The organism is Pseudarthrobacter sp. NamE2, assembly GCF_005796205.1.
In the GTDB taxonomy this organism is placed as follows: domain Bacteria; phylum Actinomycetota; class Actinomycetes; order Actinomycetales; family Micrococcaceae; genus Arthrobacter.
On the sequence record NZ_VAHN01000020.1, the window covers coordinates 1 to 22,986 of the forward strand.

The 22,986-nt window shown below is 63.6% G+C and carries 26 protein-coding genes; 11 read left to right on the plus strand and 15 right to left on the minus strand.

Features of this window, described 5'->3' with window-relative positions:
- The 5 genes from FDW83_RS17540 to hxlB form a co-directional block, all read right to left on the minus strand.
- A partial coding sequence (locus tag FDW83_RS17540) for an alcohol dehydrogenase catalytic domain-containing protein (protein ID WP_171027606.1) occupies nt 1-516 on the minus strand: 516 nt, incomplete at its 3' end.
- A gap of 295 nt (nt 517-811) precedes the next feature.
- Nucleotides 812-1,027, minus strand: coding sequence for a hypothetical protein (locus FDW83_RS17545; protein WP_138139365.1), 216 nt, complete (start codon nt 1,025-1,027; stop codon nt 812-814).
- Between the two features lie 71 nt (nt 1,028-1,098).
- On the minus strand, nt 1,099-1,242 hold the full coding sequence (locus FDW83_RS19245; RefSeq protein WP_171027607.1) for a hypothetical protein: 144 nt from the start codon (nt 1,240-1,242) through the stop codon (nt 1,099-1,101).
- A 256-nt stretch (nt 1,243-1,498) separates the two neighbouring features.
- On the minus strand, nt 1,499-2,122 hold the full coding sequence (hxlA, locus tag FDW83_RS17550; RefSeq protein ID WP_138139366.1) for a 3-hexulose-6-phosphate synthase: 624 nt from the start codon (nt 2,120-2,122) through the stop codon (nt 1,499-1,501).
- 65 nt (nt 2,123-2,187) lie between these two features.
- The gene (hxlB, locus tag FDW83_RS17555) at nt 2,188-2,787 is read right to left on the minus strand and encodes a 6-phospho-3-hexuloisomerase (RefSeq protein ID WP_138139367.1); all 600 of its coding nucleotides are present in this window, start codon (nt 2,785-2,787) and stop codon (nt 2,188-2,190) included.
- A 720-nt stretch (nt 2,788-3,507) separates the two neighbouring features.
- Here hxlB and FDW83_RS17560 point away from each other — a divergent pair.
- Both FDW83_RS17560 and FDW83_RS17565 read left to right on the plus strand, forming a co-directional pair.
- The gene (locus tag FDW83_RS17560) at nt 3,508-3,744 is read left to right on the plus strand and encodes a hypothetical protein (RefSeq protein ID WP_171027608.1); all 237 of its coding nucleotides are present in this window, start codon (nt 3,508-3,510) and stop codon (nt 3,742-3,744) included.
- A 116-nt stretch (nt 3,745-3,860) separates the two neighbouring features.
- Nucleotides 3,861-4,598 carry a YcnI family protein gene (locus tag FDW83_RS17565; RefSeq protein ID WP_138139369.1) on the plus strand — a complete coding sequence of 246 codons (738 nt, stop codon included), beginning with the start codon at nt 3,861-3,863 and terminating at the stop codon, nt 4,596-4,598.
- Nucleotides 4,599-4,861: 263 nt separating this feature from the next.
- Here the strand turns inward: FDW83_RS17565 and FDW83_RS19250 are convergent, their stop codons facing one another.
- From FDW83_RS19250 to FDW83_RS17585, 5 genes are all read right to left on the minus strand, one after another.
- Nucleotides 4,862-5,038, minus strand: coding sequence for a hypothetical protein (locus tag FDW83_RS19250; RefSeq protein WP_171027609.1), 177 nt, complete (start codon nt 5,036-5,038; stop codon nt 4,862-4,864).
- On the minus strand, nt 5,031-5,237 hold the full coding sequence (locus FDW83_RS17570; RefSeq protein ID WP_138139370.1) for a hypothetical protein: 207 nt from the start codon (nt 5,235-5,237) through the stop codon (nt 5,031-5,033). Before FDW83_RS17570 ends, FDW83_RS19250 begins: the two co-directional genes overlap by 8 nt.
- Before the next feature lie 45 nt (nt 5,238-5,282).
- Nucleotides 5,283-6,788 carry an NAD-dependent succinate-semialdehyde dehydrogenase gene (locus tag FDW83_RS17575; protein ID WP_138139371.1) on the minus strand — a complete coding sequence of 502 codons (1,506 nt, stop codon included), beginning with the start codon at nt 6,786-6,788 and terminating at the stop codon, nt 5,283-5,285.
- A gap of 88 nt (nt 6,789-6,876) precedes the next feature.
- Complete coding sequence (locus FDW83_RS17580) at nt 6,877-8,556, minus strand: BCCT family transporter (RefSeq protein WP_138139372.1); 1,680 nt, start codon at nt 8,554-8,556, stop codon at nt 6,877-6,879.
- 116 nt (nt 8,557-8,672) lie between these two features.
- Nucleotides 8,673-9,623, minus strand: a complete 951-nt coding sequence (locus FDW83_RS17585; protein WP_138139373.1) for a flavin reductase — start codon at nt 9,621-9,623, stop codon at nt 8,673-8,675.
- Nucleotides 9,624-9,740: 117 nt separating this feature from the next.
- Here FDW83_RS17585 and FDW83_RS17590 point away from each other — a divergent pair, with 117 nt between their 5' ends.
- From FDW83_RS17590 to FDW83_RS17625, 8 genes are all read left to right on the plus strand, one after another.
- The gene (locus FDW83_RS17590) at nt 9,741-10,448 is read left to right on the plus strand and encodes a GntR family transcriptional regulator (protein ID WP_138139374.1); all 708 of its coding nucleotides are present in this window, start codon (nt 9,741-9,743) and stop codon (nt 10,446-10,448) included.
- Between the two features lie 53 nt (nt 10,449-10,501).
- Entirely contained in the window at nt 10,502-11,167 is a 666-nt protein-coding gene (locus tag FDW83_RS17595) for an amino acid synthesis family protein (protein WP_138139375.1), read from the plus strand.
- On the plus strand, nt 11,164-11,715 hold the full coding sequence (locus FDW83_RS17600; RefSeq protein ID WP_138139376.1) for an amino acid synthesis family protein: 552 nt from the start codon (nt 11,164-11,166) through the stop codon (nt 11,713-11,715). Before FDW83_RS17595 ends, FDW83_RS17600 begins: the two co-directional genes overlap by 4 nt.
- Before the next feature lie 5 nt (nt 11,716-11,720).
- Nucleotides 11,721-12,452, plus strand: coding sequence for an alpha/beta fold hydrolase (locus FDW83_RS17605; RefSeq protein ID WP_138139377.1), 732 nt, complete (start codon nt 11,721-11,723; stop codon nt 12,450-12,452).
- Nucleotides 12,449-13,930, plus strand: a complete 1,482-nt coding sequence (locus FDW83_RS17610) for an aldehyde dehydrogenase (protein ID WP_138139378.1) — start codon at nt 12,449-12,451, stop codon at nt 13,928-13,930. The genes FDW83_RS17605 and FDW83_RS17610 overlap by 4 nt, the downstream gene beginning before the upstream one ends.
- A 10-nt stretch (nt 13,931-13,940) precedes the next feature.
- Complete coding sequence (locus FDW83_RS17615) at nt 13,941-14,141, plus strand: tautomerase family protein (protein ID WP_138139379.1); 201 nt, start codon at nt 13,941-13,943, stop codon at nt 14,139-14,141.
- A 58-nt stretch (nt 14,142-14,199) separates the two neighbouring features.
- On the plus strand, nt 14,200-15,267 hold the full coding sequence (locus tag FDW83_RS17620) for an LLM class flavin-dependent oxidoreductase (RefSeq protein ID WP_138139380.1): 1,068 nt from the start codon (nt 14,200-14,202) through the stop codon (nt 15,265-15,267).
- Between the two features lie 294 nt (nt 15,268-15,561).
- Nucleotides 15,562-16,185 (plus strand): XRE family transcriptional regulator, encoded by a 624-nt coding sequence (locus FDW83_RS17625; protein WP_138139381.1) that lies wholly within the window; start codon nt 15,562-15,564, stop codon nt 16,183-16,185.
- A gap of 38 nt (nt 16,186-16,223) precedes the next feature.
- Here the strand turns inward: FDW83_RS17625 and FDW83_RS17630 are convergent, their stop codons facing one another.
- The 5 genes from FDW83_RS17630 to FDW83_RS17650 all read right to left on the minus strand — a co-directional run bounded on the left by FDW83_RS17630 (nt 16,224) and on the right by FDW83_RS17650 (nt 21,873).
- On the minus strand, nt 16,224-16,784 hold the full coding sequence (locus FDW83_RS17630; protein WP_138139382.1) for a HutD family protein: 561 nt from the start codon (nt 16,782-16,784) through the stop codon (nt 16,224-16,226).
- Nucleotides 16,784-18,073, minus strand: coding sequence for an ammonium transporter (locus FDW83_RS17635; protein WP_138139383.1), 1,290 nt, complete (start codon nt 18,071-18,073; stop codon nt 16,784-16,786). Before FDW83_RS17635 ends, FDW83_RS17630 begins: the two co-directional genes overlap by 1 nt.
- 106 nt (nt 18,074-18,179) lie before the next feature.
- Complete coding sequence (locus FDW83_RS17640) at nt 18,180-19,313, minus strand: tyramine oxidase subunit B (protein ID WP_240721041.1); 1,134 nt, start codon at nt 19,311-19,313, stop codon at nt 18,180-18,182.
- Between the two features lie 170 nt (nt 19,314-19,483).
- Nucleotides 19,484-20,719 carry an allantoate amidohydrolase gene (locus FDW83_RS17645; protein WP_138139385.1) on the minus strand — a complete coding sequence of 412 codons (1,236 nt, stop codon included), beginning with the start codon at nt 20,717-20,719 and terminating at the stop codon, nt 19,484-19,486.
- Complete coding sequence (locus tag FDW83_RS17650) at nt 20,719-21,873, minus strand: FAD-dependent oxidoreductase (RefSeq protein WP_138139386.1); 1,155 nt, start codon at nt 21,871-21,873, stop codon at nt 20,719-20,721. Before FDW83_RS17650 ends, FDW83_RS17645 begins: the two co-directional genes overlap by 1 nt.
- A 123-nt stretch (nt 21,874-21,996) precedes the next feature.
- On the opposite strand from FDW83_RS17650, the gene FDW83_RS17655 reads away from it, so the two are divergent.
- Nucleotides 21,997-22,869, plus strand: coding sequence for a LysR substrate-binding domain-containing protein (locus tag FDW83_RS17655; RefSeq protein WP_138139408.1), 873 nt, complete (start codon nt 21,997-21,999; stop codon nt 22,867-22,869).
- Nucleotides 22,870-22,986: the final 117 nt, after the last annotated feature.

Below are 22,986 nucleotides of genomic sequence, written 5' to 3' on the forward strand. Positions count from 1 at the left end.
GATCGCCGCCCCGATGCCGGCCATCACACCGCAGCCCAGCAGGCCAACGGCCGCAGCATCAACATCAGGATCGACCTTGGTGCACTGCCCGGCGGCGACCAGCGTCTTCTCGGCGAAGGCACCGATACCCAGGGCGGGAGAGAGTTCGGTGCCGTCCTCCAAGGTCATCTTCTGGGTGGCGTTGTGCGTGTTGAAGCAGTACTGCGGCTGGCCCTTGGCACAGGCACGGCACTGCCCGCACACAGCGCGCCAGTTCAGGATCACCCGATCGCCCGGAGCCACGGAAGTAACGTCAGGGCCCACGGCGCTGACCACGCCCGTGGCCTCATGGCCCAACAGGTACGGGAAGTCGTTGCCGATGCCGCCCTGCTTGTAATGCAGGTCCGTGTGGCAGACGCCGCAGGTGAGAATGTCCACCAGGGCCTCGCCCGGACCCGGATCCGGCACCAGGATCGTCTCCAACGAAACCGGCGCGTCCTTCTCCCGGACAATCACAGCTTGAACTTTGTGCACCATTCTCTTGTCTTCCTTTCAGATGGCCGGTGGAACTCACCCTGCCCGAGCACCTATAACAACCCGTAGATGCGTAGGTTAGACCTTGCAGCCCGTTGCCCGGTTGCGGAGGAACAGCTGTGGCGAGGCTTCCTGGTGGATCTGGCGTGAACGCAGGCTTACAGAGTCTAGGTGCATTTTGCCTCAGCTCATGGAGAACGAAATGATGGCAAAGGTCCGCTTTCGCACGCCGTGAGCAGCTTCACGGGTCTTCCTATGACTTCTTGCGATACCGGCGCGCAATTGACTCTCTGCCAGCTTACGACAGTACTTGTTCGCGGGTCTCACCAAAGGGAACAGCGTCGCTGAGGGCGATGGTGTACCGGCGGGAATCGTGGCGTGTTACAAGGATGCCTGCACAACCTACGGAGAACGCTACCTCGCGAAGCTCTGCTTCTGCACGATCGAGCAACTCATAGAGGCGACTGGGATCGGTAACGCGGACTTCCAGGTGCTCGTCTATCTGTTGAGGCATGATCACTGTTTCCTTTCGAGGATTAGGGTCCCCCAATAGCCCAACCCCTGATCCTTAACGGGTGCTGCGTCTTATATCCAGTAGAGGGTGACTGGATCACCACGGACAAACAAACGACGGCTGCCTGTGCTCTTGTCGATGAGCCAGATGAGCTGTCCGTCGTCAGCACGCTCGTCCACAAGGGCGGTGTAGAGGAAGAAATCGTTCGACCACACTTCGACGCAATTCCCATGCTGCAGGCAGTCCCAAGCGCGGACAGGCTTTTGATCGGTTAGCCTTCGACTTGCCCCCGCAAGTTTTAGTTTCCGTCCATTCACGTTTCAGTCCTTTGGGCCAAGTTGTACAACCACGTTTGTCCGATACAGCAAAGTGGGTAACCCGATAACTGCATGTCCGTGACGTCTCAGGCCAGCGCCGGAGGTGGCGTCCTTTGGGTGCCAAACCGCAGGACGCCACCACAGCTAGGGATGGTTAGGCGATAGCTTCGCGGAGTTCTTTTGCTGCCAGGGCGGGGTCGGCTGCGCTATAGATCGCACCGCCTGCGACGGCAACGTCGGCGCCGGCTTCCTGCACGGCACCGATGGTGGCGACCTTCACGCCGCCTGCTACAGAGAACGGGACCCGGGCTTCGGCGCCGGCGCGGAGCAGACCGTTGAGGTCGAAGCCGGGCTTGGCCTGCTCGTCCAGGCCGGCGTGCATCTCAACGAACTTGGCACCGAGAGCGCGGACTTCCTTGGCACGGGTGACCTTGTCCTCGACACTGATCAGGTCAACGACAACGCCCTTGTTGTGGGCCTTGGCTGCCTTCACGGCCCCGGCAATGGTGGAGTCATCAGCGGTGCCGAGCACGGTGACCAGGTCGGCGCCGGCCTTGAAAGCGATGTCGGCTTCGAGTTCACCGGCGTCCATGGTCTTCATGTCGGCGAACACGATCTTGTCCGGGTGGGCTTCCTTGATCGCGGTGATCACGGAGAGGCCTTCGGCCTTGATCAGCGGGGTGCCGAGTTCGATGATGTCGACGTACTCGGCGACCTTGCCGGCCAGTTCGAGGGCGTCTTCGGTGGTCAGGAGGTCGATGGCTACCTGGAGTTTCATGATGTGTTTCTTTCTGTTGGGAACTGCAGTGGATGTACGGAAAATTGGAAAGAGCTGCCGGGGTGTTATTCGAGGTTGGCGTGCCGGAGCCAAAGCTCCTCGGCGGGCTCGTCGGTGTTCTCCCAGAGAGACTGGAAGAGCGCCTCGGTGGCCAGGAACAGGGTCTGTTCGAACAGGGACCCGGAGTACTGGCGGGTAACGCTGGAGCCGTGGTCGGTTTTCTGCGCGGCCGGAATGATCACCACCGCGTCAGCAAGCCCGGCCAGTGGTGAGTCCGGGTTGGTGGTGAACGCGGCAATTCGCGCCCCGGCCTTGGCCGCGGTCTCTGCTGACTTGACCACACCGGAGGTCGTTCCCGACCCCGAAGCGACCAACAGCAGGTCGCCGGAGCTGATCGCCGGAGTAGTGGTGTCACCGGCGATATGAACGGTCAAACCCAGGTGCATGAGCCGCATCGCGGCCATCCGCAGAACCAGGCCGCTACGTCCTGCTCCGGCTACGAATACCCGCCCTGAATGGCAGATATGGGCAGCCAAGCCCGCCAATTCCTCTTCATTGATCTTGGCAGCAGTGTCCACAATTTCGTCCCTTACAAGGGACAGGTTGCGGACGATGTCACCTGTGGTGCTGTAGACGGCACGCGTCGCACTTGCTGTTGGACTCACGATATCCCCTTCGATTCGGTCACCGGCCGCCTTGGGCGGCGGTGGATTCCTTCCGGTTGACGTCCATACTTCCGAAGCAGTCAGGCTGCGATAACGCTGTTTTATGACGGTTCTCACTACACTTTCGGGTTGTGCATCAACGCACTCATAAGAGGCGTCGTATTGATGCTCGTTCCGTAGCTGTGACGGGTCCCTTTATCGGAGCCCTATCCGAAAAACCAGTGGAACTATCCCAAAACAGCGTTTCCCGTCATCGCATATGGCAGGACCATAGGTGGCACGCTTCCCACGTCGGGGGGCTGTGCGCACAGTCGTCACCGGACCCGGAAGGAGACCCCAAGGATGACGAACCAAAGGTCCGTCCGGCTGCTCCGCGCCGGTCTGGTGGGTTCACTGATTGTCGTTCTGGGTGCGGGCGGACATGTTGCCGGTGGGGGAGCCTTACCCCGGCCGGAGGTCATGATCGCGCTCTGCGCGGTAACCATGATTCCAGTATTGGTGATGTCGTCATTCCGGTTCTCGGTACCTGTGCTCGTTGGCTTGATGGCGGCCGGCCAGGGGTGGTTGCATTGGTCCTTCGGCGCCCTTGTCCCCGGCCAACACTTCGCATCGGGCTTGCTGTTGCCTGCTTCCGGTCATTCCGTACATCTACCGACTTCCAGCCCTGGCACCTTCTTAGGGACCGCGTTTTCGTCCCTTGACGCGGGCGGAGGCTGGCCCATGATGACTGCCCACGCTATAGCCAGCGTGGTCGCCGCGTTGTTCCTGGCGCGTGGCGAGGATGCGGTGCGCCTGGTGGTCAGCTGGCTTAAGCCACTGGTGCAGGTCCCTGAGTTCAACGCCTTGCCGCCAGTGGTCAGCGTGGAGTGGCCGGCCGGTGTCGTGCCTTCCCCGGCAACCACCGCACTCCGTCTTCCCGCCCGGCGAGGTCCGCCTGCCGTCCACGCGGCCGCCTGAATACCCGCCTTCCATTCGGAACAGGGGACACTCAGGACCGGCCGCCGCCGCACAAGGCCTGTAAACAGGCGTAACTGGGTTTTCCTGACCATCCCTTAGTGAAAGGCGTTCCTGCCATGAATACATTGCGTCGTCGTACCCTCGACACCATCGCTGCCACGACGTTGGCTGCCGGCCTAATTACCCTCGGCGCGGGCGCAGCTTCCGCCCATGTCCGCGTCGACCCCGACGGCACCTCTGAGGGAAGCTACACCCAACTGACTTTCCGGGTGCCGAACGAATCTGAAACGGCCAAAACGAACAAACTTGAAGTTTCCCTGCCCACGCAAACTCCCTTCAGCTCTGTCTCTGTAAAACCCCTGGACGGATGGAAGGCAGAGGTTGTGATCAGCGAATTGCCAGAGCCCGTGACCGTCAACGGAGCTACGGTCACCAAGGCCCCGACCTCCGTCATCTGGACGGCGGACGAGACCCATCAAATCGGCCCGCACGAGTACCAGACGTTTTCCATTTCAGTCGGGGTGCTACCCACGGCCGGTACTGAACTGATCCTGCCCGCGTCACAGACCTACACCGACGGGAACACCGTGAAATGGGACCAAGGAGCTACCGAGGGCCAAGCCGAACCGAAGTACCCCGCACCTGCCTTTACCACGACGGCAAAGTCCAACGGACACTCGCACGGCGGGGCAACAACACCGCCCGCCACGGTCCCGGCTGCGGCGGCGTCCAGCACCTCCCCTGCAAATGATGCCGGAGCGACAGCTGGATGGCTGGGCCTTGCAACAGGATTAATTGGCTTGACCACCGGTTTTATAGCCCTGGCACGCACTCGCTCACATCGAGTCGAGTAAGACGTACAGTCCCGCTCACATTCCTTTTCACGCCATGAGGACTGCAGGGGAGCCGTTTCTACCCGAGCTCTTCGACGTGACACAGAATCCAATGAGTGCGCCCCGGGCCTTGTCCGGGGCGCACTCATTAGGATGACCCCCTGGAAAAAATTAGCTACCACTCCCCCTTTCGGGGAGGCAAAATCCATGATGGCCAGATCCGCTACAGGACCTCTCAACAGCTCATTAGGCGGCCAGTCAATAGAGGCCAGTAAGAGTCCTCGCTAGGGGTGGTGCTGCAGTTCCCGAAGGCATTGGCGGGCCAGACTCTTGCTCAGGCCGGTCCGCTGGGCGAGCTGCAGCGGGTCGGGCTGACCGTCGCGGGACTTCTCATGATGTTCCAGATAAGCGGCAACCCGCTGCAACGCCCATTTGGGCAGCAGCCGGGGGGTGCTAGTCATGGCATCCGAAAGTCGTGATGACGTAGCCATCTGCACGCAGGAAGAGCTGCCTGCCATGCGTAGCATCTGGTTCCAGCCACAACATCGAGGAGTCATCCGACACCATGTCCACTTTGCCCTGCCGTACCACTTGTCCTTGTCGCCGCAGCTCGACAGTTTGCCCGATCAGTGAGCTCCAATCGGAAACACTTTGAGCCATGAAACTCTCCTTGTACATCCCAACGCACGGCTCCAACCGGCGCGGCTAGCTGGTGTAGGGGTCGGCGATGCCGATGTATTGGGTGGTGGTGTATTCGGCGATGCCTTCGGAGCCGCCTTCGCGGCCTAGGCCTGATTGCTTCACTCCGCCGAAGGGTGCTGCGGCGTTGGAGATGACGCCGGCGTTGAAGCCGACCATGCCGAACTCAATCTGTTCCGCCACGCGCAGGAGCCGGTTGAAGTCCTTGCTGTAGAGGTAGGACGCGAGGCCGTACTCGGAGGCGTTGGCCAGCCGGATGGCTTCTTCTTCGGTGGTGAAGGTGGTGACGGGGGCGACGGGGCCGAAGATTTCCTGGCCCAGGATCGCCGCGTCATTGGGGACGTCGGCGAGGACGGTGGGCTGGTAGAAGTATCCGGGCCCGTCCACAGGTCCACCGCCGGTGACGGCAATTGCGCCGGCGTCGACGGCGGCGCTCACCAAAGCGTGCACGTCATCCCGGGCGCCGCCGTCAATCAGTGGCCCGACCTTCGTGTTGGGGTCGGTACCGCGGCCGGTGGTCAGGGCGCCCATCGCTGCGGCGAACTTGCGGGTAAATTCCTGCGCGACGGATGCATGAACGAGGAACCGGTTCGCTGCGGTGCAGGCTTCGCCCATGTTCCGCATCTTCGCCGCCATCGCCCCCTCAACAGCTGCATCCAGGTCTGCGTCTTCGAACACGATGAAGGGGGCGTTCCCGCCCAGTTCCATCGAGGTCCGCAGCACGTTCTGGGCGGCATCGGCCATGAGCCGTTTGCCGACCGGGGTGGAGCCGGTGAAGCTCACTTTCCGGAGGCGGGAGTCTTTCAGCAGCGGCCCGGAGATCCCGGACGCCGAGACGGAGGAGACGACGTTGAGGACGCCTGCTGGCAGGCCGGCGTCGAGCATGGTCTGTGCGAAGTACTGCGCCGTGAGCGGGGTCAGCTTCGCGGGTTTCAACACCATGGTGCAGCCGGCGGCGACTGCGGGTGCTACCTTGCGGGTGGCCATTGCGAGCGGGAAGTTCCACGGGGTGATGAGCAGGCAGGGTCCGACCGGTTTGTGCTGGACCAGGATCTTGTTCTTCCCCTCAGGCGTGGTGAGGTAGCGGCCGTAATCGCGGACGGTTTCCTCCGAGAACCAGCGCAAAAACTCCGCCCCGTACGTCACCTCACCCCGGGCCTCCGCCAGCGGCTTACCCATCTCCAGGGTCATCAGCAGCGCGAAGTCCTCGGCACGCTCGGTGACCAGGTCAAAGGCCCGGCGGAGGATCTCGGCCCGGACCCGGGGTGCGGTGCGTGCCCAGGAGGCCTGGACGGCGTCGGCCGCATCCAGCGCGGCGATCGCATCCTCGCTCGTAGCCGAGGCAAGGGTGGCGAGCACCTGCCCGGTAGCGGGATCGTACACATCGAACGTGCCGCCGTCGGACGCCTCCCGCCACTCACCACCGATCAGAAGGCCGGTGGGCACCGAGGCGAGAAGGGAGGCCTCCCGCTCGGAGGAGACAGCGGGAGAAAGGGAAGGGGCAAGAGACATGGTGCTCCTTGGGGAAAGAAAAAGGTCATGGATCGGTGGTTGAGCCTGTTTGGGACAGGCTCAACCACCGGGAGTCTCACTGAAGGTGTTACGCCTTGGGCGTGAGGATCTTGTTGAGATCGCTTTGGGTGACGGAGCGGGTGCGGTCGAAGCGGGGGTCATTTCGGAGTTCCTTGACCAGGCCGACGCCGAGGAGTGCGACGATCACGGTGAACGGCAGGGCCGAGAGCATGGCCGCCTGCTGCAGGGCACCCAGGCCGCCGACAATGAGGAGCACGACGGCGCACAGCCCGGTCAGCAGTCCCCAGGTGGTCAGGACGGGCTTGGTCGGGTTCAGCGTTCCGCGGGAGGACATCATGCTCAGGACGAAGGTGTTCGCGTCGGCGCCGGAGACGAAGTACATCACGACCAGGAAGATGGCCACAATGGACGTCAGGCCCGAGAGTGGAAGCCCGGCGAGAGTGGCGAAGAAGGCCGAGTTGACGTCTTCGAGGGCTGCGGCGCCGATCTGGCCCCCGTTGTCCATGTCGAACTTGATGGCGGTGCCGCCAAAGATGGTGAACCAGGCGAAGAAGACAACGCTGGGGACGATCATGACGCCTGCGACGAATTCGCGGATGGTGCGTCCCTTGGAGATCTTGGCGAGGAATACGCCGACGAAGGCGCCCCAGCTCAGCCACCAGGCCATCATGAAGTAGGTCCACCACTGCATCCACTGGACATCCTCCGGTGTGCCCGGGGTGAGCAGGCTGACGGCGAAGAAGCCGCTGAGGTATTCGCCGAGCGAGCGGAAGAAGAGGTTGGAGATGAAGTTCGTGGGGCCGGTGAACAGGACATACACTGCCAGGCCGACGGACAGGACCATGGTGCCCTGGCTGAGGTACTTAACGCCGCGGTGAACACCCGACAGGGCGGACAATGTGAAGATCACGGTGATGACGGCGATGATGAGGATCTGCCCGACCAGGCTGGAGGGGATCCCGAAGACGCGGTTGAGGCCCTCACCGATCTGGGAAGCGCCCAGGCCGAGCGAGGTGGTGGTTCCGAAGAGGGTGGCGATGATGGCGAAGACGTCGATCATCTTGCCGAACCAGCCGTCAACGAGTCTGCCGAAGACCGGGCGGAGCATGGGGGAGACCAGGCCGGCGTTGTTGCGGCAGTGCGTGGAGTAGGCGATCGCGAGGCCGAAGACGCCGAAGACTGCCCAGGCGTGCGGGCCCCAGTCGAAGTAGGAGAACTGCATGGCGCGGACCGCGGCTTCCATGGTGCCTGCCTGGGCCAGGCCGTGCGGGGGCGACGCGAAGTGCGAGATGGGTTCGGCGACGCCGTAGCTGATCAGTCCAATGCCCATGACGGCCGAGAGGATCATCGCCAGCCAGGCCCAGGTGCTGAACTCAGGTTTGGCGTCCTGGGCACCCAGCCGGATGCGTCCGAACCGGCTGAGGCCGATGTAGATGAGCAGCCCGATGCACCCGAGGGTGACCACCAGGTAGCTCCATCCCACGCTCTGGGCCACCCAGTCCATCGCTGCGGTCATGACAGCGCTGAGGCTCGCCGGGGACAGTGATGCCCAGGCCGTGAAGGCCCCGATGAGGCCGACGGATGCCCAGAAGACTGCACCGGGCTTGCCCCGGAGGCGGTCCGCCTTGGCCATCGGTGTTTCGATGACCGGGCCGTCGCCGTTGGGGGAGTTGAGGACGGTTGGGCTCGCGCCCGTGCCTGGCTTTGTCGTGTCCATCAGGTCCTCGGCATTTTGTGTGTGGGTCATGGGTGCTCCAGATGCAACGCTGCATTAGTTGGAAAGTTGATGGGTTCCCTGTGGGGGGATGGTGGGCTGCCCTGGCCTGCCCGGGGTGGCAGGGCCAGGGCGCTGACGCGCGTGGGTCAGAGTTCCTCGAGCTGCGCACCGTCAAAGAAGTGGCCTGCCTTGTAAATCATTGGCGCCGTTTCGGCGACCTCGGCGTGCCGGACCCGGCCGACGAAGATGGTGTGGGTTTTGGCCTGGAAGCGTTCCTTAATCTCCGCTTCGAGGGACGCTGCTGATCCGTCGATGAGCGGTACGCCGTTGGGGCCGGCGTGCCATTCCAGGTCGGCGAACTTGTCCGGGGTCTTTGAGGCGAAGGTCTTAACGGTTCCCAGCTGGTCGTTGCTGAGGATGTTGATCCCGAAATGGGACGACTGGAACAGGGCGGGGTAGGTCGAGGACGTCTTTTGGACGCAGACGAGAACGAGTGGGGGGTCCAGGGAGATCGAGGCGTAGGAGTTGGCGGCAAGGCCCTTTGGGTTGCCGTCTTCATCAACGGTGGTCACCACGGTGACGCCGGTGATGAACTGCCGGTTGAATCCCTTCATGATGTCCTGCGGCAGGTTTCCGGACAGGTTGTCGACGACCACTTCCGGGGTTTCTTCCTCGAAGGCGGACCCGAGGGAGGGGATGCCCACATGGGCGAGGAGTTCGACGGCGTCCCAGGTCACCTGTTCGTGGGCGATGCGCCCGTCCCGGAGGGTCAGGGCATTGGAGCCGCGGGTTTCCACGACGCGGCCTGTAGGCGGGACGCCTCTAAGCGGGCGAGTGAAGGTTCCGGTCGACTTCCAGAAGATGGCCATGTCGTCGCCGTTGGCGATGACCTTCTCGATGCGGGTGGTCAGATCCGGGAATGCGGCCCGGACGTCAAGGATTTCCTGCTGCAGCTCCTTCAGCCCGGACACCTTCTTCGTGCCGGTGCTCTCACGCTGGTAGTCAGCGGTGACGATGGCGTCGAATGCGGTGACATCACCCTCGTCCCAGGCTGCAGTCCAGGCGGCGGTCACGGCGTCATTGAGTGTTTCTTGCATGCCACAACGGTAGGACCGCAATGTGACCCACGTCAATAGGGCTGCAAAAATCAAGTGGATCCGCGAAATAACCGCAGGGTCTTGACGCTCTTCTTGTATGCAACGTAGTTTTGATGCATGCAAGAAGTCACTCAGTTGCGAAAAGGCATCCAGGGGTCCGCCACCCAGGCCACCCTGTTGGACAAGCTGCGGAAGCTGGTCCTCAGCGGCGAGTACCCGCCTGGCGCACCTTTGCCGGAGTTGTTCCTGGCCGAGGAGTTCGAGGTGAGCCGGACGCCGGTACGTGAGGCGCTCAAGCAGCTGGAGAACGAGGGTCTTGTGGAGATCCGTCCCAAAGTGGGGACGTTTGTCCGCATTCCGACCCGCCGCGAAATCGTGGAACTCTTCCAATTGAAGGAAAGCCTCGAGGGCCTGGCTGCGGGCCTGCTTGCCCGGCGCGGGCCCGTGCCGGAACTGGAGATCCTCAAGCGCAACATCGAGGAATCAGAGCGCGCCGAACGGCGTGCCGACACCGGTAAGTACGCCGAACTTGTCCATGAGTTCCACTGGACGATCGTGCAGGGTTCTGACAACTCCAAGCTCGTCGAGCACTACGGGCGCCTTATGAACCAGCTGGCCTACCATCGGATCGTGCTCGAAACCGTCGAGCGTCCCGCCCGCATGCGTGCCTCTATCCGGGAACACCAGTCGGTGGTCGACGCCCTGTTGGAAAAGGATCCGGTGGGCGCCGAACTCGCCATGCGCGGCCACGTCAATGCCTCAAGCCTCGCCGCGTCGCGCGGCGCAGACGCCGGTTCTGTCACCGGTGCCGAAAAAGAAGCTTAGTCACCGAAAGGAACCCCATGACTGCCACCACCTACCCAAAGAAGGGTTGAACCGTGTCTGAGACCATCACCCCCGTCGCTGAGGGAACCAACCAGGCGACCGCTATCGAAGAACTCGCCCGGGAACTTGGCGTCCGCAAAGTTACCGTAATGACGGAAGAAATCCTCCGCGACGGATCAGGTGCCCTGGTCACCAGCGTGACCAGGGCCGCCGCGGCCGCCGTGATCCGCAACCCGTGGAGCGGTTCGGCTGTTTCCACCGATCTTGCACCGGAAACCGAACGGATCGCTCCCGTGCTCGCGAAAATCCTTACCGACCGTCTCACGGCAGCCCTGGGAGGCGCCGGCGAGATTGAGGCGTTCGGCAAGTCCGCCGTCGTCGGGCTGAAGGGCGAGGTTGAGCACGCCGCAGCGCTCATTCATACGCCGTTCTTCGGCAACCTTGTCCGCGAATTCCTCGAAGGCACCTCGATCCTGTCCTTCTCGGACGACCGGGCAGAGCCGGGAACCACCATTGCCGTGCCGATGTGGCACAAGGAAGCCGCCTCCACCCGCAGCCACTACCAAACCCTGACGCTGAACCTGAGCGATGCGCCCCACCCCAACGAAATCGTCGTGGTCGCCGCCGCCTCAACCGGTTCGCGCCCGCACCCCCGCATCGGTGACCGCACCACCGACCGCCCCGTAACCGCCCAAATCCTGGAGGGAATCCTGCCGTGAACATCCGCAAAATCGTCACCCTGTCCGAAGAAATCCTGACCGAAGGTGGCCGCCCCGTATCGCCAGGCGCCCGTGTTGCGATCGCCGTCGCCGTCGTTGAAAACCCGTGGGCCGGCCAGGGCTTCGTTGAGGACCTCAGCGCGGGCATCGATGCCACCGCCTCGGATCTCGGCAAGCTTCTGACCCCCAAGGTCATCGAGGCCCTCGGCGCCCCCGTTGAGGCCTACGGCAAGGCGGCCATCGTCGGTATCGAAGGCGAGATTGAGCACGGCTCGGCGCTGATTCATACGCTGAAGTTCGGCGACCACTACCGCCAGGCCACCTCCGCCACCACGCTGCTGCCCGCCGTCGAGAAGCGCGCACCGGCCGGTACCGTCTTCGACATCCCGATGAAGCACATCACGGACGCCACCATCCGCTCCCACCACCAGAGCGTGGAGGTCCGGGTGGCCGACGCACCGCACCCCGGTGAGATCCTTATCGCCCTGGCCGCTTCCGCGCAGGGACGGCCGCAGGAGCGCCTGGCGCCCCTGTCCACGGAGCAGTGACCCAAGTGCCTGAAACCCCCGTAGCCCTGCTGCATGGCGTGGGTCTGGACGCGAGCATGTGGGCCCCGGTCCGGGATGCCCTCAAGCGGGATTCAGTTGCCCTTGACCTTCCGGGCCACGGTCGTCAACCGGCGCTGACCCTGCCGGTTTCGCTCGCGGATCTCGCAGCCGACGTGCTGGACCGTCTTCCCGGGCGAAGCCACCTGGTTGGGTTCTCGCTTGGGGCGCTGATCGCGCAACACATCGCCAGGTTCCACCCGGAAAGGGTGGCGACCCTGACCTGTGTGAACTCGGTGTGCCGACGCACGGAGGCTGAATCACGGGCGGTTATGGCACGGCTGGCTTCCGCGGAGCACAACTTTCCGGCCAACGTTGAGGCATCGATCGACCGCTGGTACACCGGCACATCCGTGCCAGCGGATGTCGTGGAAGCGACCCGCCGAACCCTGGAAGCGAACAACGTCGCATCCTTTGTGCACGCCTACCGCGTCTTCGCGACCGGGGACGCGGTCATCGGCCCCGAACTCGGCCGCATCCAGGTTCCCACCCTTGCTGTCACCGGTGAGCTGGACCCCGGATCAACCCCGGACATGACCCGCCGCCTGGCGGCAGCCATCCCCGGGGCAAGGAGCCTGGTGGTTCCCGGCGCACGGCACATGCTGCCGGTCCAGAGCGCCGACGTACTGGCCGGGGCAATCAACGACTTCATCCAAGAATCCGAAGGAGAACGGGCATGACGCTCCGACTCGACCACTTCATCGGCGGTACCTGGTCTGCTCCCGCCGGCGGGGAATACTTCCCCAGCACCAACCCGGCAACCCTTGAGCTGCTCTATGAAGCCGCCCGCGGTACCGAAGAGGACGTCCGTCGTGCCGTCGCGGCGGCCAAGGAAGCCTTCGAGTCCCCGCTATGGCGCGATCTCACCGCCACCAAGCGCGGCCACCTCCTTCGCCGCCTCGGCGACCTGATCGGCGAGCACGCAGACGAGCTCGCCGAGCTGGAAACCCTGGACAACGGCAAGCTGCTGCGCGAGATGCGCGGCCAGCTCGCCAACCTGCCCGAGTACCTCTACTACTACGCCGGGCTCGCGGACAAGGTCCAAGGCAGCCAGATCCCCACCAACTCGATCACCATGCTGAACTACACCCAGCGCGAGCCGCTCGGCGTCGTCGGGGCCATCACGCCGTGGAACTCGCCCCTGACGCTGACCACTTCCAAGCTCGCCCCGGCACTGGCCGCGGGCAACACCGTGGTCATCAAGCCCAGCGAGTACACCTCCCGGACCATCCTCCGCGTCGCCGAGCTGGCCACGCAGGCCGGATTCCCGGACGGTGTGGTGAACGTTGTCACCGGCTTCGGACAGGAAGCGGGTGCCGCCTTGGTCAGCCACCGCGACCTGGCGAAGATTTCCTTCACAGGATCCACCCAGACCGGAGCCCGCATTGCCGCGGAGACCGCGTCGCGCTTCATCGGCTCCACCCTGGAACTCGGCGGCAAGAGCCCCAACATCGTGTTTGAAGACGCCGACGTGTCCAACGCGGCCATGGGAGTCATCGCCGGCATCTTCGCCGCCGCCGGGCAGACCTGCATCGCCGGCAGCCGGGTGTTCGCCCACCGCAGCGTCTATGACGAACTCGTTGAACGGGTCGCCGAACGTGCCGCGTCGATCATCATCGGCGACCCGCGCCTGGCCACCACCGAACTCGGACCCCTCGCGTTCGGCGCACAGCTGGACAAGGTGAGCTCCTACGTCGACATCGGCGTCAGCGAGGGCGCAACGGTGCGGACAGGCGGCAAGCGCCCGGACATCGAACTCCCCGGCTACTTCTTCGCACCCACCGTCTTGACCGGCGTCGACAACACCATGCGCGTGGTGCGCGAAGAGATCTTCGGGCCGGTGGCCGCGATCATGCCCTTCAATTCCGAAGACGAGGTGGTGGGCCTGGCCAACGACACCGAATACGGCCTCGCCGCCGGCGTCTGGACCCAGAACCTCGCACGCGCCCACCGGATGGCCCGCCGGCTCGAAGCAGGCACGGTGTGGGTCAACACCTACAGGGCGATGTCCCCAATGTCACCGCGGCAGGGGTTCAAGAACTCCGGCGTGGGCATCGAGCACGGGCTTGAGTCCATGCACGAATACACCCGGCTCAAGAGCGTCTGGATCAACACCGACGAAGGCCCTGTCTCCGATCCGTTCGTCCTGCGCAGCTAAGGAGCCCGAAATGCCGCTCATTGAAGTATCCATTGCCCGGGGCCGGACCCCTGAACAGCTCCGCTCACTCATCAACGAGCTGCACCAGGCCGCGGAGAAGGCTGTCGGTGCGGTACCTGAGAACACCACGGTCATCATCCGCGAGGTCGAGCACGAACACTGGTCCCGCGGCAACCAGACCATCGCCGAACGCAACGCCGCAGCCAAGTAGCTGCGCCCACTAATCACGCCGGCGGCGGACACCGCCGCCGAACGAAGGAGTTTTACTCATGCGCTTTTCCCTTTTCGTCCACATGGAGCGCTGGGACGAGTCCGTCTCGTACCAGGAAAGCTTCGAAAACCTGACCGAGCTCACCCTCATGGCCGAGGCCGGCGGTTTCAGCACCGTCTGGATCGGTGAGCACCACTCGATGGAATACACCATCTCGCCGAGTCCTATGCCCCAGCTCGCGAACCTGGCCGCGCGAACCTCAAAGATCCGCCTCGGCGCCGGAACCATCATCGCCCCGTTCTGGAACCCGCTCCGCGTCGCGGGGGAGTGCGCCCTCCTGGATGTCATCAGTAACGGCCGCATGGAAGTGGGCCTGGCCCGCGGAGCCTACCAGTTTGAGTTCGACCGCCTGATGGGCGGCATGTCAGCGGTCGACGGCGGCAAGCACCTCCGTGAGCTCGTCCCTGCCGTGCGCAAGCTGTGGGAAGGCGATTACGAACACAATGGCGAAGTGTGGCAGTTCCCCACTTCAACGAGCGTTCCCAAGCCCGTCCAAAAGCCGACCCCGCCGATGTGGATCGCCGCCCGCGATATTTCCTCGCATGAGTTCGCGGTCGAGAACGGATGCAATGTCATGGTCACCCCGCTGATGAAGGGTGACGAGGAGGTCGAGGACCTCGTCAACAAGTTCGAGTCAGCTGTCGAGAAAAACCCGGGCGTGCCCCGTCCGGACCTCATGGTCCTGCGCCACACCCACGTCCACTCCGCAGACGAGCCCGAGGGCTGGCGCCGCCCGGCCGAAGGCATCAACAAGTTCTACCGGACCTTCGATGCCTGGTTCGGCAACAAGACCACGCCCAAGAACGGCTTCCTCGAGCCCAGCCCCGAAGAAAAGTTCGCCGAACGTCCCGAGTTCACGCCTGAGTCTCTGCACAAGACCGCCATGATCGGCACGCCGGAGGAGATCATCGAACGGCTCCGCAAGTACGAAGCCCTCGGCGTCACCGAATTCAGCGTCTGGTCCGACAACAGCCTTACCCACGAGGAAAAGAAGCGCTCCCTCGAACTCTTCATTAAACACGTCGTCCCGGCCTTCGAGGAGCAACCCGCCGCCGTTGGAGGCTAACCACCAATTCGTACCACAGGGCTGACGGAAACCGCCGATAGGTAAATCCTTCATCAACTTGGCAGTGACAAAGCAGCACCCCGGTCTTGGACCGGGGTGCTGTTCTTTTATCGCCTCTGTGGTCTTTTCCGCGCGTGCTCTTGCCGTTCTGCCTCGGCGGTCGCCCGTTTGACGGGAGTAAGGCGCCAGCTTGTGCCCACCCGCCGGCCACCCAACGTTTGCAGACCTAAGCCAGGTTGCAACCTGGTGCTGTAGCCAAATCTCGCTGGGTTAACGCGCGTTTATACTCAATTTATGACAACTGGGCAGACGGAGAAGGTACTTTCTGCCGAGTCCGGCCCCGGAACGTTGGATGCTCCCGGTCCCCTGGAAAGCGTTATCGCAGGCCAGGTAAAGCGGCATCGGGTAGGGGCTGGCATGTCGGCCGCGGAGTTGGCGGCCCGGACGGGTCTGTCCAAGGCGATGATCTCCAAGATTGAGTCGGCTAACACGTCCTGTTCTCTTACTACTCTCCATCGGCTGGCCCAGGGTTTGAATATCCCGGTTACGGCGCTGTTCCAAGGTGCGGATACCGAACGCGAGGCGACTCTCACCCGTGCGGGAGAGGGTAGCGTTACCGTCCGCAGCGGCACACGGCATGGCCATGAATACCGTTCGCTGGGCGAGCTTAAGCGTCGGGCGCGTGCCATTGAGCCGAGCCTGGTAACCCTGACGAGCGCCTCTGATGTGTTTCCCCAGTTTCAGCATGCTGGTACCGAGTTCATCTACATGCTTGAGGGCCGCATGGTCTACGGCCATGGATCCTATGAATATGACCTCGGCCCCGGCGACTCACTTGTGTTTGAGGGGGAGGGGCCCCACGGGCCGCTGCGCTTGGTGGAATTGCCTATTCGGTTCCTGGCAGTGGCAGCACCCTGACCTTGCAGGCAACGTGCGCTGTGCTTGCCGGAGCGGAATCAGCAAGGGTTAAGTTCGACGAGGGCCGCGGTGCCTTGGCCCCGAATCACTTGAGGCGCTGCTTTTGACCCAAGCACTGCATCGAACCGGCGCAGCGCCGTGCCACTGGCATGGGCGTGACCATCTAGGAGAACAGCTACTTGATGCGGCATCAGCTGGTGTTCACCGAGCGGCAGGATCGTAACGGTGCCTTCGGTCCGGCCCGCCCTGCACATGAGGTTCAGGTTCCTCACCGGGCCCTGGGGCAGTTCTGCTGTGGTGACGGCGCCCCCGTCGAACGACAGTGGCTGGTGTGAGGCCACCGAGCGGGAGGTGCCATCGATGGTGAGCTGAAGCGGGCCGCCGTCCACCAGGGTGAGAACGCGCCTAATGCCCGGCAGCCCGGAGAAGAGTCCGGGCTGCCGGACATCGGCGATGGAGAGCCGCCAGTCCCAATGGTCACCTGCGCCGATGTCCAGACCCCCGCCCTGGGCCAAGGTGCCTGCAGCGATCACTTTGAGACTGCCCCCGCCGTTGATCCACGGTGACCCTTCGAGGTCGGCGAATCGGATGATGTCCATCAGGACCGCGAGGGTGAGCCGAGCATTTCGGGTTCTTCGTCCACGAGGTAGGCCTCCTCCGCGTGAGCGGTGAGGTCGATGCCGCGCAGTTCGTCCTCGGGACGGATACGCAGACCGACGGTAATCTGGACGAGCTTTGCCACGACCCAGGTTGCGGCGAAGGAGTAAACGAGGACGGCTGCGGTGGCGAGGGCCTGTGTGGCGAGCAGGTCGAGTCCGCCGCCGTAAAGCAACCCTGCTGCCTTGTTCGGGGCTGCGTCGGTGGCGAAGATGCCGATGAGCAGTGTGCCGATGATGCCGCCGACCAGGTGAACGCCGACGACGTCCAGGGAGTCATCGAAGCCGAGGCGGAACTTCCATTCGACGGCCAGAGAGCATACGGCTCCAGCAATTGCGCCTATGGCGATAGCGCCGAGGGGGCTGACTGCTCCGCAGGCGGGTGTGATGGCTACGAGGCCGGCGACCAGGCCGGAAGCAGCTCCCACGCTGCTGGCACGGCCGCGGCGGAGGCGTTCGACGGCAATCCAGCCCAGGAGCGCGGCGGCGCCTGCCACCGCAGTGGTGAGGAAGACGACGGATGCGGTGTTCCCGGCAGCCAGGGCTGATCCGGCGTTGAAGCCGTACCAGCCAACCCAGAGGAGTCCGGCGCCGACGAGTACCAGGGGCCGGCTGTGGGGGCGGATGTGTTCGCTCTTGGGCCAGCCGGTGCTGCGTCCGAGCGCCAGGGAGAGTGCCAGGGCGGCGACGCCGGCGTTGATGTGGACGGCTGTGCCGCCGGCGAAGTCTATGGCTTTGAGGTCGTTGAGGATCCATCCTCCGGTGATGGTGCCGTCGGGCGAGTCCAGGGCGAAGACCCAGTGGGCAACGGGAAGGTAGACAAGTGTCGCCCAGAGTGCGGCGAACAGCATCCAGGCGCCGAATTTCATGCGTCCTGCTGCGGCCCCGGCAATGATGGCGGTGGTGATGCCTGCGAAGAAAAGCTGGAATGCTGCGAACAGAGCCGGTGGGAGGGATGCGTTCGGGTCCTCGGCCAGCAGTTGCTCCAGGCCGGGGTATTCGGTGACGTCTCCGATGAGGCCGAGTCCGCCCACTGAGTTGCCGAAAACGGCCGAGTAGCCGAAGACGGCCCACAGGACGGCGACGATGCTGACGCCACCGAAGCACATCATCATCATGTTGAGGATACGGCGGGAACCGACCATTCCCCCATAAAAGAGGGCCAGTGCGGGGATCATCAAGCAAACCAAAGCCGAGCTGACCAGTAGCCAGGCGACATTTCCCGAATCCATGGGAAGCCTCTTTCGAAATGGACGCGGTTGGAAGATTGCGTCGGGTGTGCGGAGTAAAAGGGGTGCATGGGGGCAGGTGACGGCTGCCCCCATGCGGGTCTTTGGATCAGGCCAGGGCGGGGGTGTCCCAGAGGTTCAGGACGGTGCCGATGTTCTTCTCTTCAGCGGTTTGGTACAGCTCGGTGGCCCAGGCAACGTCTTCGATGGGCATGCCGCCGACGGAGTAGAGGATGATTTCTTCGTCGTCGCGTCGTGCGGGGAGCTTTCCGGTGGCGATGTCGGCGATTTCTTCGATCTTTGAGGCCGGGATCTTTCCTTCCTCGAGCAGACCAAACCAGTGCGATCCGGGGATGCCCAGAATCTGGTAGGCGGTGGGGCCGTATTCATCGAGCCACGCCCGGTAGAGGCCCTCGGCGTCAATGACCAGGCGGGCGTCTCCCTGGAGGAAGTCGTCATCGAAGCGCGCGGCGGCGGGCAGGAGCAGGAGGGCTCCGGGCTTGATTGCATGCTTCGGGAAGTACGGGAAGGCTTCGCTTCCTGCCGCGTCGGTGGACGTGGTGGCCATGACGACATCGGCGTCGGCGATTGCGTTCTCGATGGTGTGTGCGGCGGTGACCGTGGTGAGCTGGGGGAACTTGGCGGTAGCCCAGTCGACGAAGGCCTGCGTGGTGCCGGTGCTGCGGCCCTTTACGTACAAGGTGTCAATCGAGGGGCGCAGCGCAAGGGTGGTTTCGAGGACGGAGCGGGCGATGACGCCCGGGCCAACGACTGCGGCAACCTTGGCGTCGGCTTTTGCGAGGTGCTTGACGCCGACACCCGGGACGGCGCCGGTGCGGTAGGCGCTAAGCAGGTTGGCGCTCATGATGGCCAGTGGCGCCCCGGTGTCCCGGTCGTTTAGGACGAAGACGTGGATCGAGCGGGGAAGCCCTTTCTGCCGGTTTTCGGTGTTGGAGCCGTACCACTTCACGCCGGTGGTTCCGAACCGGCCACCCAGGTATGCGGGCATTGCCATGAAGCGGCGGTCGGGGCCGTCCTTCGGCATGCCCTCGAATGCGGGGTCAGCGGGGAAGGTGATCATTGCCCCGTGGGAGTTTCCGTTCTCGCCGGCCATTCGGTAATCACCCTGGCGCAGGAGTATCAGGGCCTCTTCCATCACGTTGGTGCAGCGGACAAGGTCGCCGACACCGGCTTCGATCATGTTCGGTTCGCTGAGGTACCGGAAGTTGATACGGGTAGACACATTGACTCCTGAAATTCTTGTCATGAAACGGTGGTGAGTACGAGTAAACGCAGGGTGGGTTTCGGCTGCGTCAGGGCGATGTTTCCGGCGTGTAACTTCTTTCTGGGCCGGTTCACTGCAGACTGAAGCGCCCGCACCGCGTGGCGGTACGGGTGGTCAGTCCTAAGGCGTTAGGTCATGAGCGCCGCGAGGGCGTCTGCCAAGGTTTGGGCTCCGGTTTCGGCGTCTTCGTCCAGCACGTGTTCTTCGGGGGAGTGGGATATGCCGCTGGGATTGCGGACGAACAGCATGGCTGTTGGGACTAGGGGGGAGAGTACCCCGGCGTCGTGTCCTGCGCCGGTGTCAAGCATGGGTGCGTCCGGCAGCGCGTGTTGGAGTTGTTGCTGCAGTCCTGGATCGAAGTGGACTGTGGGGCTCAGTGATTCTTCTGTGAGTTCGATTGTGCAGCCTTCTTCGGCGGCAATCAGTTGCGCCTGGGTGTGGATGCTTTCCACGAGGGAGGCGGTGATGGCGTCATCGGGGTGGCGGACGTCGAGCCAGAAGTCCACTCGTGAAGCAATGACGTTGGTCCCGCCGGGGACTGGTTGCAGGCGGCCAACTGTAGCGCGGGCGTGGGGCTGCTGGCGGGCGGTGTCGCGGATGGCGACGACGGTACGGGAAGCTGCAATCATGGGGTCGCGGCGGTCGGCCATCAGTGTGGTGCCGGCATGGTTTCCCTGTCCGTTGATGCTCAGGCGCCATCGGCCGTGGCCGAGGATCGATGAAGCGACGGCGATGGGCCGGTTGAGGTCGATCAGGCCGCGGCCTTGTTCGACGTGGAGTTCGACGAACGCGCCGATCTGCCCCAGGAGCTGTTCATCCTTTCCCAGAAAGCGGGGGTCGAGGCCGTTTGCGCGGGCGATGTCGGCGAAGGTGTTGCCCTCCGGGTCACTGAGGTTCCGGGCTTTGTCCGCGTCAATGGCGCCGGTCATCAGGCGCGAGCCGAGGCAGGCGACGCCGAAGCGGGAACCTTCCTCTTCCGAGAAGACCACAACGGCCAGTGGCCGTGTTGGGGTGGTGATGCGGGCTTTGAGCATATCGACGGCGACCAGGGCGGAGGCTACACCGAGGGGGCCATCGAAGTGGCCACCGCCGGGGACGGAGTCGAGGTGGCTGCCGGTAATGAGGCTGTTGCTGCGGTCACCGCCCGGGATGTCCCACCAGGCCCAGATGGCGCCGTTGCGGTCTGTTTCCACAGACAGGCCACGTTTGGTGGCCTGTTCGATGAACCATTCACGCAGGTCGAGTTCGGCTGTGGAGTAGACGGGGCGGGTGTAGCCGCCGCGCAAGGGATCGGCGCCTGTTGCGGCGATGTCCGACAGCAGGCCGGTCACGGTGGCCACCGTAGCGGTGGCGATTTCTGGCATCAGTGTGCTCCTGCCATGGCGGTTTGGGCGTCGAGGCGGAATTGTTCCGGAACGGTTCCGGCGCCGGTGGCGAGGTCGGCAGCGAGTTGCCCGATCAGCGGTGCGAACTTGGCGCCGTGGCCGGAGCAGGGGGAGAGGAGGGTGATGCCGTCAGCACGGTCCAGGATGAAGTCCTCGCTGGGGGTATTCGTGAAGAGGCAGGTGGTTTCGGCGTATGGTTCGGGAGTCAGGCCGGGAAGGTACTTCTCGACGTAGTCGATCACTCGGCGGCGGTTGGCAGGGTCGATCAGCCCGTCCTGGTCCGCGGCGGACGGCAGGGTTTTGCCGCCGTTGTATTCGGCGACTTTTTGTCCCCGGAAGCCGGCATCGCGGCCACCGGGCAGGCCGTACGCTTGCCAGCCGTCGCGTTTGTGGATGAACGTGGGCCAGGGTGTGTTGCCGGTGTCCGCGCTGTCGGCGTAGGGGAAGTGGTAGGCCTGTTCCTGCCGGACTTCCAGTGCTGGCATGTTCGCCAGGAATCCCACCGGCAGGGACAGTGAGCCGAGCAATTGGGGAAGCCAGCCGCCGGCTGCGACGATGACGTTCCCGGCGTGCAGCGAACGTCCGTCATCCGAGGTGAGGACGTAGTTGCCCGCGGTTCCGGTGATGGACGCGACGGCCCAGTTGGTGTGCAGGGCTGCGCCGTTTGCGGTTGCCTGGGCGACCATGGCTGCCACGGATTCGTGGGCGTCGATGACCCCGGCGCCGGGGTGCCAGAGCACGTCGGTGTCGAAGGCGATCTGCGGCCACCTGGTTTGTGCTTCTTGGGCCGAGAGGAGTTCGTGCTCAATGCCGTAGTTGGTCAACGCTGCAGCGAGGCGTTCCGGTTGCCGGACCGCGCCGTAGTCCACGGCGCCGGTAGGGGTGATCAGTTGCTTGCCGGTTAGGTGGGCGAGTTCGTCCCAGCCTGCCTTCGCTTGCAGGACAAGTCCGGTGTAGAAGTCGTCTGGGTAGGCATAGCGAAAGATCCGGGCCGAGCCGTGTGAGCTGCCCGCGTCGTTTGCCGGCGTGCTCCGCTCCAGCAGCGCTACTTCGTGGCCGCGGACGGCAAGCTGCCAGGCAGAAGCCGCGCCGGAGAGCCCCGCCCCGACAACGGCATATTCGATCGATTCCATTGAGTGGCTCCCAATTGTGATTGAGGGGTGCGTATTGCGTTGTCTCCAGTAACCCATCGCAGGAGTGCGCGCGTCCAATATCATTTGCAAAGTGATTATTACTGTCTATCGAAAGAATCAGTCATGGAACTCAGGCAGCTTCGGTATTTCCTCGTGGTTGCGGACGAGCTTCATTTCGGCCGTGCCGCTGATCGGTTGCACATCACCCAGCCACCTCTAACCGTGGCGATACGGCGGCTGGAGCGTGAGCTCGGCGTCCAGCTTTTTGACCGGACCACACGGCGGGTCACCCTGACCCCTGCGGGGGAGTCATTCAAGCGACGGGTCCAGGACGCCTTGGCAGAACTCGACGATGCAGCAGGCGATGTTGCCAGCGTCTCTACCGGAATGAGTGGAAGGATCAGGGTTGGATTTGTCAGCTCGGCCAGCTACACCGCCATCCCGGAAGCGCTCCGGAATTTCAGGGAGCAGCGCCCCCGGGTGCAACTCGTCCTGCGCCCCCTGACCAGCGGCGAGCAGGTCGAACAACTACTCGACGGCGACTTGGACGTTGGCCTTCTTCGCGACCCCGGCCAGGTCCCCGGGCTGGCCATGCAACGGGTGAGCGCGGAGGATCTTGTTGCCGTCCTGCCCGAGGCGCACCCTCTGGCCAGAAATTCAGAGATCCGGCCCGACGATCTCTCTGGTGAGCCCATGATCCTTTTTCCCTATCGGCTCATGCCTGGGTTTGTTTCCCGGGTGCTTCAGCTGTTTGACGGGCAAGCTCCACCACGGGTTGCCCAGCAGGCCATACACCAAGAAACCGTCCTCGGCCTCGTTGCAGCCGGCATTGGCGCCTCCCTCCTCCCGGAATCAGTCCGGCGCTTTCAGATGCCGGGCGTCGTCACGCGGCCGATCACCGGACGACCGCAAACCGCCCTCTACGCAGCCCGTGGAACTACGAACCTGCCCACAGTGGACGAATTCATGAGATGCCTTCAGTCGATCGGGAAGTAACACGCACGAAACTATCATTTACTACCATTCATTTAGTTTCACAAGGTTCAACTACTGATGAATGGAGTCGCCTTGAAAAACAGAAGCCTCATGAAAACCGGGCGCGCCGCCGATTTC